The organism is Streptomyces sp. NPDC107498 (assembly GCF_055582805.1).
This window is the reverse complement of sequence record NZ_JBVJPE010000051.1, coordinates 1-9,137: the sequence shown is the minus strand read 5'-3', so window position 1 is coordinate 9,137 and position 9,137 is coordinate 1. Positions and strand designations below refer to the sequence as shown.

General features: G+C 73.4%; 4 protein-coding genes and 1 pseudogene. 1 reads left to right on the top strand and 4 read right to left on the bottom strand.

Annotated features, from left to right (window positions below; translation table 11 throughout):
- A pseudogene (locus tag ACZ66Z_RS36535) lies at window positions 1–146 on the top strand (ATP-binding protein); the annotation flags it as partial.
- Between the two features lie 432 nt (window positions 147–578).
- Here the strand turns inward: ACZ66Z_RS36535 and ACZ66Z_RS36530 are convergent.
- From ACZ66Z_RS36530 to ACZ66Z_RS36515, 4 genes are all read right to left on the bottom strand, one after another.
- Window positions 579–773 carry an acyl-CoA carboxylase subunit epsilon gene (locus tag ACZ66Z_RS36530; RefSeq protein WP_469940280.1) on the bottom strand — a complete coding sequence of 65 codons (195 nt, stop codon included), beginning with the start codon at window positions 771–773 and terminating at the stop codon, window positions 579–581.
- Window positions 774–787: 14 nt separating this feature from the next.
- Complete coding sequence (locus ACZ66Z_RS36525) at window positions 788–2,371, bottom strand: acyl-CoA carboxylase subunit beta (protein ID WP_469940278.1); 1,584 nt, start codon at window positions 2,369–2,371, stop codon at window positions 788–790.
- A gap of 153 nt (window positions 2,372–2,524) precedes the next feature.
- Complete coding sequence (locus ACZ66Z_RS36520; protein ID WP_469940281.1) at window positions 2,525–4,828, bottom strand: polysaccharide lyase 8 family protein; 2,304 nt, start codon at window positions 4,826–4,828, stop codon at window positions 2,525–2,527.
- A 238-nt stretch (window positions 4,829–5,066) separates the two neighbouring features.
- Window positions 5,067–8,915 (bottom strand): endo-alpha-N-acetylgalactosaminidase family protein, encoded by a 3,849-nt coding sequence (locus ACZ66Z_RS36515; protein ID WP_469940277.1) that lies wholly within the window; start codon window positions 8,913–8,915, stop codon window positions 5,067–5,069.
- Between the last annotated feature and the right edge of the window lie 222 nt (window positions 8,916–9,137).

Below are 9,137 nucleotides of genomic sequence, written 5' to 3'. Positions count from 1 at the left end.
AGCCCTACCAGCCCGAAGAAGTCCGCGAAGCCCTCCAGATCGGCCCCGACACCCCCATCATCACCACCGACGCCCGCCACCGCGCCGACGCCAAGAGCGCCCTCATCACCCTCGTCGAGCACGCCCTCATGGCACGCCTGCGGTAGCTGTCCCCGGCGTTTCGCGCGGAAGGCCGCGTTCCCCTCCCGGGAACGCGGCCTTCCGCGCGAAACCGCCCCCGTGCCCCGCCGCGTCCACTGCCGTCGGCCTGCTGACGATCCCGGTGGTACCGACGGCGGCGGCGGCACTCGCCACCATGTGGGCCGGCACGGGTTCGTGGCGCAGGGGACCGCGCCGGGAGTACGGCCGGAGGCGGGAGGTGCCCCGCGCGCCCGAGTCCGCCCGGTACCCGGAGGCCCCGCGGCACGCCGGGACCCCCGGACGCAGGAGCCCGGACGGCAGCCGGAGAGCACGCGGCGGCCGGAGCCCGCGAGGGCTCCGGCCGGGTGCGGTGCGCAGGGCGCGGCCCGGACGTGACGGAGGGCCGGAACCCGGTGTCATCCGGGTTCCGGCCCTCCGTCACGCGGACTGCCGCGGGATCAGCGCCAGCTGTGGGGCGCGCGGAAGCCGTGCTCGCGCTCCAGGCGGCGCCAGCCGGCCTGGGTGCGGCTCCGGTGGGTCTCCTCGGCGGGCTGGGAGGCGGCGCGGGCGAGCAGCACCGCCGTGATGGCGGCGAGCTCCTCGGGGTCGGCGGTGCCCTTCTCGACGCGGAGAAGGTTGGCGGGACTGGTCACGTGGATGACTCCTCTTACTGAGGCGGGTTGCCGTGCTTGCGGGACGGCAGGTCGGCGTGCTTGGTGCGGAGCATCGCGAGGGACTTGATGAGGACCTGGCGGGTGTCGGCGGGGTCGATGACGTCGTCGACCAGGCCGCGCTCGGCCGCGTAGTAGGGGTGCATGAGCTCGGCCTTGTACTCCTTGACCATGCGGGCCCGCATGGCGTCGGGGTCCTCGGCCTCGGCGATCTGCTTGCGGAAGATGACGTTGGCGGCGCCCTCGGCGCCCATGACCGCGATTTCGTTGGTGGGCCAGGCGTACGTCAGGTCGGCGCCGATGGACTGGGAGTCCATCACGATGTAGGCGCCGCCGTAGGCCTTGCGCAGGATCAGGGAGATCCGGGGCACGGTCGCGTTGCAGTACGCGTAGAGCAGCTTCGCGCCGTGCCTGATGATTCCACCGTGCTCCTGGTCGACGCCGGGCAGGAAGCCGGGGACGTCCAGAAGGGTGATGATCGGGATGTTGAAGGCGTCGCACATCTGCACGAAGCGCGCGGCCTTCTCGGAGGCCTCGATGTCCAGGACGCCGGCCAGCGACTGGGGCTGGTTGGCGACGATGCCGACGACCTGGCCGTCCAGCCGGGCCAGGGCGCAGATGATGTTGCGGGCCCAGCGCTCGTGGACCTCCAGGTAGTCGCCGTCGTCGACGAGCTCCTCGATGACCTTGTGCATGTCGTACGGGCGGTTGCCGTCGGCGGGCACGAGGTCGAGCAGGACGTCGGAGCGGCGGTCGGCCGGGTCCTCGGAGGCGACGGTCGGCGGGTTCTCGCGGTTGTTCTGCGGGAGCATCGACAGGAGGTAGCGCACCTCCGCGATGCAGGTCTCCTCGTCGTCGTACGCGAAGTGCGCGACGCCGGAGGTCTCGGCGTGCACGTCGGCGCCGCCCAGGCCGTTCTGGGTGATCTCCTCGCCGGTGACCGCCTTGACGACGTCCGGGCCGGTGATGAACATCTGCGAGGTCTCGCGGACCATGAACACGAAGTCCGTCAGCGCCGGGCTGTAGGCCGCGCCGCCGGCGCACGGGCCGAGCATCACCGAGATCTGCGGGATGACGCCCGACGCCCTGGTGTTGCGCTGGAAGATGCCGCCGTACCCGGCGAGCGCCGAGACGCCCTCCTGGATCCGGGCGCCCGCGCCGTCGTTCAGGGAGACCAGCGGCGCACCGGCCGCGATGGCCATGTCCATGATCTTGTGGATCTTGGTGGCGTGGGCCTCGCCCAGGGCGCCGCCGAAGATCCGGAAGTCGTGCGCGTACACGAAGACCGTGCGGCCCTCGACCGTGCCCCAGCCGGTGATGACACCGTCGGTGTACGGCTTCTTCGCCTCCAGGCCGAAGCCCTGGGCGCGGTGCCGGCGCAGCTGCTCGACCTCGCTGAAGGAACCAGGGTCGAGCAGCAGTTCGATGCGCTCACGTGCCGTCAGCTTGCCCTTCGCGTGCTGCGCCTCGGTCGCACGGTCACTCGGGCCACGCAGCGCCTGCTCGCGCAGGACGTGCAGCTCGGCCACTCGGCCACGGGCGTCGGCGGGCTCGCTCGGGATCTGGTCCACAACGGTCATGTACCGACCCTACGAAGTCACACAAGAAAACCCCGCCGTCGACTCCGTACAGTCTCGCGTGTCGAATCCTGGTGGGGCTGGACAGAACCCAAGCCCCTCCAGCCCGAGTCAACAGCCAGGCACCCCCTGTGTTTGTAGGGGTCCGACATAGACCTAGAGCAGAACCTCGCAACCATGGGTCGCTCCCCCGGTGCCGGGGGCGATCCGCAGCCGCAGCGAGGACCCGGTGGCGAGGACCTCCACCGAGGGGTCGTGGCGGACCACTCCGCGGACCCGACGGTTCCACACGAGCTCCAGCGGCCGCCCCGTGCGCAGCGGCTCGGAGACCCTCAGGTCCAGGACCGAGCGACGGCGCCGGACGAGGACGCTCGCGGGCGCGGTGACCGTGAGCGGCCCCACCGTACCGGCCTGCCAGAGGTTCGCGGCGGTCAGCCCGAGGGGCGGGACGGCGATCGCCTGCCGCTCGGCGGTGTTGTCGAGAACGTGCAGCCAGCCCGGGTCGGCGGCACGGGCCGCGAGCGTACGGCGCGAGGCGCCCGGCATCAGGAGGTACGCGTAGGAGGCGGCGACCGGATCGGTGCCGTGGTCCAGCCAGAGGGTCTGGTAGCGGCGGGTGCGGCGCTCGGTGGAGCTGGTGGCGTTGATGTCGCTCCAGGCGCCGGTGCGGTCCTCGCGCAGCGTGCGGAGGTTCCCGGTCCCCTGCGGGAAGACCCAGCCGCCGTGGCCCTCCAGGTGCGCCCAGCCGTCGCCGGTGGTGAAGGCCCGGGTGCCGCCCTCCCCCAGGAGGCGGTTGTCGACGATCGTCTCGACGGGCACGCCGTCGGTCGCGGTGATCCCGGCGCCCAGGCAGACGATCGCGTCCGCCGCGCAGAACCAGGACTTGCGGGCCTCCAGGGTGGAGCCGAGGCCCTTGAGGTGCTGGCCGACGGCCGCGTACTCGCCGTCGGTGGTCCCGCCGACCCAGCGGACGGCCGGCCTGGGCGCGCCCCACTCGCCGCCCGCCCGGTCGGCGAGGCGCTTGGTGGAGACGGTGGTGCCGGGGAGGCGGTACGGGTCGACGGTGGGCCAGAACCAGTCGGTGTACTGGTCGCCGAGGCCCGGCGCCCACCAGGAGAGCATGCCGGCGCCGGTGTGCCAGCCGCGCGGGTTCTCGCCGTTTCCGCACTCGTAGTACGTGATCCGGTCCGAGGCCATGGAGAGGCTGGCGGCCCAGCCGGGACGGCGGTGGACGGCCCGGTCCATGGCGGGGAAGAGGCGGTGGCCGGTGGGCTCGGGGGCGGCCGGGACGGGGGCCGCCGCCACGGCGTGCAGCCGGGCGAGGTCGGCGACGCCGAACTGGCGGGCGGCGAGGATCGGGGAGACGGTGTCGCGCTCGATCCACCCCTTCACGCGCGCGTGCCACCGGTCCCGTTCGGCGGCGGACGCCCCGCCCGCGAGGAGGACGATGGCCGCGATGAGGCCCTGGCCGTGGAAGTGGTCGGAGCGCATGATCCGCCGGTCGTCGTTCTTGAGGTATCCGCGGCTGACGGCGCGCCCGTTGACGCTGTCCATCATCAGACCGTCGTGGAGGAAGGGCGCGTAGGCCTTCTCGACGCTGTCGAGGACGATCTGCCGGTTCGGGTCGGTGACGGCCCAGGTGGAGCCGGCGAGGAGGGCGAAGAGCCGGCCGAGGCCGTCGAGCACGACCTGCCCGTAGGTGCCGGAGTAGGCGACCCAGGTGTGCTGGACGAAGGAGCCGTCGGCGTAGAGGCCGTCGCCCTCGGTCACGTACGGGAAGACGGGCGAGAGGGCGTCGCGGGCGAGGGCCACCTTGGCGGGGTTCGCGCCGAGGACGCCGCGCAGGGCGACCGAGCGGCAGAGGTCGACGCGGTTGGCGCCGGTGGAGGTGCCGGTGTAGCCGCCCAGGACCGAGTCGGGCACGAAGTGGTCGACGGCGGCGCAGGCGGCGGCGATGCGCTCGGCGCCGAGGCGGGGACGGAGCGCGGCCACGATGTCCATGAGCAGGCGGGGGCTGCCGATCTGCCACTCCCACCAGTTGCCGGGGCGCGGGGCGCCCGCCCGGTAGACCGTGGCGGAGAGGTGGTCGAGGCCGCGCAGCACGTCGGCGAGCAGGCCCTCGTCTCCGGTGAGGCCGGTGCCGGGCTGTGCGTACGCCTGGGTCATGGTCCACAGGCGGCTGTAGCTCTGGGTGACGCCGGCCGGCGGGTCGAAGGGGGCGTCGGGCCAGAGCGAGGCGGGCGCGACGGCCATGCTCGCGCGGAAGGCACGCGCGAGCGTGCCCGTCTCGGCGAGCCGGCCGGCGTAGGGCTCGGCCCCGGCGTCGAAGCCGGAGCCGAGCTGGAGGTCGAGCCAGCGCAGCCGCAGGGTCTCGAACTCGTCGGCCGAACCGGCCGCTTCGGCCGGGTCCGCCGCACGGGCGGCGGAGGGCAGCGCCAGGACGGTCGCCGCGGCGGCCATCGTGCTCAGGAAGGTACGGCGGGACCAGAGGGGCAGGGACACGGGAGCCTCCCGGGGGAAGTGGTGGAGACCGGTCGGCGCCCGGTGTAACACCCTGTCTCCGACGCAATCAATGAGCACGACAAGCGCTTTCTGTCCGCGGTCCGGCTCGCGCGGTTCTCACGCGACTCGGCTCGCGCGGTCCGGCTTCCGCGGTTCGGCTCGCGCGGTCCGGCTTCCGCGACTCGGCTCGCGCCGTTCAGCTCCCGCAGTGGAAGCGGGCGCTTCCCCAGTCCGCGTGGTCGTTGCCGTTCCCGTCGCCGCCGTCGCCGACCACCAGGTCCACGTAGGCGGCGCCGGTGACGTCGGCGGTGAGCGACCAGGCCGGGTCGGCGGCCTTGAGGACCGGGGACTTCGCCTTCTCCACCCCGTCCGCGAGCACGCTGAACCGGACGCTGCCCCGGCTGGTCTGGACGTCGTCCACTCCGACCTCGGCGGTGAGCGAGGTGCACCGGCCGCCCAGGTAGTAGCGGACCTCGGCGGGGGCGTGGGTGCCCAGGCCCTTGGCGTGCGCCACTCCGCCGATCCGCAGCGGGGAGCCGTCGCCGGTGCCGGTCTCGCCGTTGGAGAGGTCGCGCTCGACGGGTCCCCAGCCGTTGGCGGCCGAGGTCCAGTCGAGGTCGCTCGCCCAGCTGTCGGCGGTGGGCGGCGGGGGGAGGGTGCGGACGGTGGTCGCGGCGGTCAGCCTCCCGGGCCGGCCGTCCAGGTCGTACGCGACGGAGGCGCCCAGCGAGTACGGCCGGTGGGCCGCGTCCACCGGCGGGGTCACCTGCCAGGTGGCGGTGGCCTTCGCGCCCGGGGCGACCGTACCGAGGTCGACGGGCCCGGCGGGCTCGGCGGTCCAGCCCTCGGGGAGGGCGAGGACGGCCCGGGCACCGGTGACGTCGGCGGCCTCGTCGTTGTCGAAGGCGGCCGTGACCCGGTTCGGCCGGCCGGGTTCCAGGGTCTCGGGCGCGGTGACGGTGAGCGTGCCGCAGGCGGCGCGCCCGGCGGCCGGGCCGAGGTCGGTGACGGTGAAGCCGTCGAGGACGAAGTCGGCGCCGTCCGGGGCGTCCCCGCGCTTGCGCAGCCCGGTCCAGGTGTCGCCGCAGCCGGCGGTGACGGTCTCGGCGAAGTGCCCGGTGGTCCTCTGCTGTCCGATCGGGGTGCGCCTGGTCTCGACGGCCCGTCCGTCGCCGTGCCTGCGGTCGTAGCCGGTGACCCACTCGTACGCGCCCGCGTGGCTGGACTGGTAGTCGTACTCCACGCGGTAGTCGTGGCCGTCCTCCATGGGGACGGTCCAGGGCGCGGTCCGGTAGACGAGTCCGCTGTTCTCGTCGTGGGACTTGAGGCTCTCGGCGCCGCCGACGACGTCGTCGATCGCCTTCCCGTTCCAGCCGGCCCGGGTGTACGGGGCGTGCAGCTGGGCGATGTGGGTGCGGGGGTCGGTCGTACCTCCGGCGTCGCCCTTGAGGAAGGGGCCCCAGCCCTGGTCGACGGCCTCGAAGTCCTCGTGGGCGACCGCGCCGGCCTTCGTCGCCGGGGTGTTGGCGACGATCCGCACGTCGTCGATCCGGACGGACGCCGGGCTGCCGCCCGCGGCCTGGATGCGCAGCGGGGCGGAGCCGCCGGCGGGGGCGGTGAAGGTGACCTTGGCGCGCTGGAAGCGGGTGCCGTTCCAGTCGGAGGCGGCGACCCGGTCCTCCAGGGCGGAGCGCTCGACGGTGACCGCCCGGCCGCCGATGGACAGGGTGGTGGGGCGGGTCTTCCCGGGCTCGACCTCGACGAGGGCGGAGGCGGTGTACCGCTCGCCGGGGGCGAGGCCGGTGATCCGCTGGCGGACGGAGGCGGTGGCGGTGCCGCTGAGCTTCGCGCTGTTGCGGCCCTGGTCGTCGGTGTCGCGGGTGACGGTGCCGGACCTGGTCCAGGCACCGAGCCCGGCGTCGTTGAAGCCGGGGTCCTTCACCGGGGTGCCCTGGCCCCATCGCGGGGCGGTCTGCGCGGGGGCGCTGTCGGGGTAGAGGACGTAGGGCCGTCCGGCGGCGGCGTCGAGGGTGATGCGTCCGCCGGAGGGGCGCACGGTGGCGGTCCTCACGCGCCCGTTGTCGGTGAGCTCGTACACGGTGTACGCGCGCGTGCCGCCGGGGACGGCCCAGCTGGTCGTGCCGCCGGCCCTGTTGTAGTGGTAGAGCTTCCTGCCGCCGTCCCAGGGGAGCAGGTAGCTCTCGCCGTCGAGGACCTTGCGGCCGTTCTCGTAGAAGGTGCGGCGGCCGTTCTCGACGGTGCCGCGGACGCCTCCGGTGAAGGTGATGTCGTCGCCGTTCCAGCGGGTGATCCTCTGCTGCTGGAGGTACTTGGCGGGCAGATTCCGCTGCCAGATGTTGGCGGAGAAGGCGTTCCAGTCGGTCTCGCCGGTCCAGCCCTCGAAGTCGACGAGGGCGGTCTGGCCGAGGACCGGGTGGTCGTTCCAGACGTCCTTCTCGCCGTTGCGTATGAAGCGGATGATCTGCGAGTTGAGGCCCTTGTTGGTGGCGCCGCCGTAGTCGAGGTCGTTGGCCCAGTGGGACCAGAGGGAGGCCCGCTCGAACGCCTCGGAGAACTCTGTGGCGACGTTCCAGCCCTGGGCCCGGACGGCCTGCATCGTCTTGTCGGCGATCCAGCCGTGCGTGTAGTAGACGTCGATGTAGAGCATCGACAGGTTGGGGTCGGTCTCGTCGCGGAGCTGCTGGAAGCGGCGGGCGAGGTCGCCGCTGTTCACGTCCCGGCGCTGGTCGATGTAGTAGCTCTGGTTGAGCCAGTTCCAGCCGGGCTTCGTCCTGTCGACGAGGGTCTCGTTGAAGTGGTGGGCCTCGGGGTACGCCTCGGTGGCGTTGACGTGGACGCCGAAGCCGGCGCCCCACTTCCTGCCCTCGCGCAGGAGGGTGTTGAGGTCGGCGAGGCCGCCGGCGCGCTTGTTGTAGTTGCCGCCGTAGTCGGGGTGGGCGGAGTCGTGGCCCTCGGAGCCGTACCCCTTGAGCAGCGCGAACTGGCCGAGTCCGTCGGTGGAGAGGGAGATCCGCTTGACGTCGTCGAGGGTGCGCAGGAAGGGATGGGTGGCCTGGGAGGCGAAGTTGAAGGGGATGTGGGCGACGACCCGGCGGGGCGTCTGCTCACTGCCGGGGGCCTTGACGCCGATCGTGCGGAAGGCGACGGCGCCGTCCTGCCAGTCGGTGGTGCCGTCGCCGTTGGCGTCGGGGGTGACGACGACCTTCGCCCAGGGGAGGTCGCCGCCGCTCTCCGGCCGGGGCGCCCCTTCGCCGCGGTAGGTCCACTGGCCGGACCAGACGCCGACGCGGGTCTCCGTGCCGCTCCTGCGGGCCTGGTGCCAGAAGCGGGCGCCGTCGCGGGCGGAGGCGCCGGAGGGCTTGTCGTAGCTGGAGTTGGACTCGACGGCGGCGGCCAGCCGTCCGGTGTTGACGATCGCGTAGCTCGCGCCGACCGGGTTCGCCTCGGCCGCGGTGGCGTCGGTGACCCGGGCGAAGACGTCCGCGGTACGGGTGGAGTCCGGGTCGAGCCGGGTGAAGGCGGTCGCGGCGCCGGCGTCCGAGGAGCCGACGGAGACCAGGTCGTGGCCGGGTATGTCGATCGTGCCGACGCGGAAGGCCTCGGTGTCGCGGACGGCGGTCACCTCGAAGGTGGTGGTCCGGCCGTCGACGCCGAGCCGGGCGTCGATCTCGACGCCGGGCAGGTCGGGGAGGACGAGGGTGTACGCGGCGGACGTGGCGGTCAGGACGGGTGCGCCCTGGGCCCGGACGGCGTGGGCGGTGCCGTTGAGCACGATCCGCGTCACCGGGGCCGTGCTCCCGAGGAGGCGGGCGCCGCTCGCCCGGTCGGTGTACGACAGGACGCGGGGGAAGTCCTCGGCGACGGCGACGGAGAGCCGGTCGGAGCCGATGACGGCGGCGGACGTGGCGGTCAGGACGGGTGCGGGGGCGTCGGCCTCGACGGGCCCGGACAGGGCGAACACCGTGGCCGACGCGGCCGCGAGCGCGCAGGCCGCGCGGAGTCTGGAGGAGAGGGGGAGGGACATGCGGACCAGTCAGCCGCGCCCCGGCGGCACCGTCAACGAGATCGGGCCGCGCGGGCCCCTCCAGTCCAAGAACCCCCTCCGGTTAGTCCAAGTGACCGCCCGGAGGGGGCTCTTCGGCAGCGGTACGGGTCAGCAGCCGCCGCAGTTGTAGAAGGTCACGTCCCAGTGGTTGCCCTCGTCGGCGTAGACGTTGCCCGCGCCGGACTTCCACTGCGGGGCTCC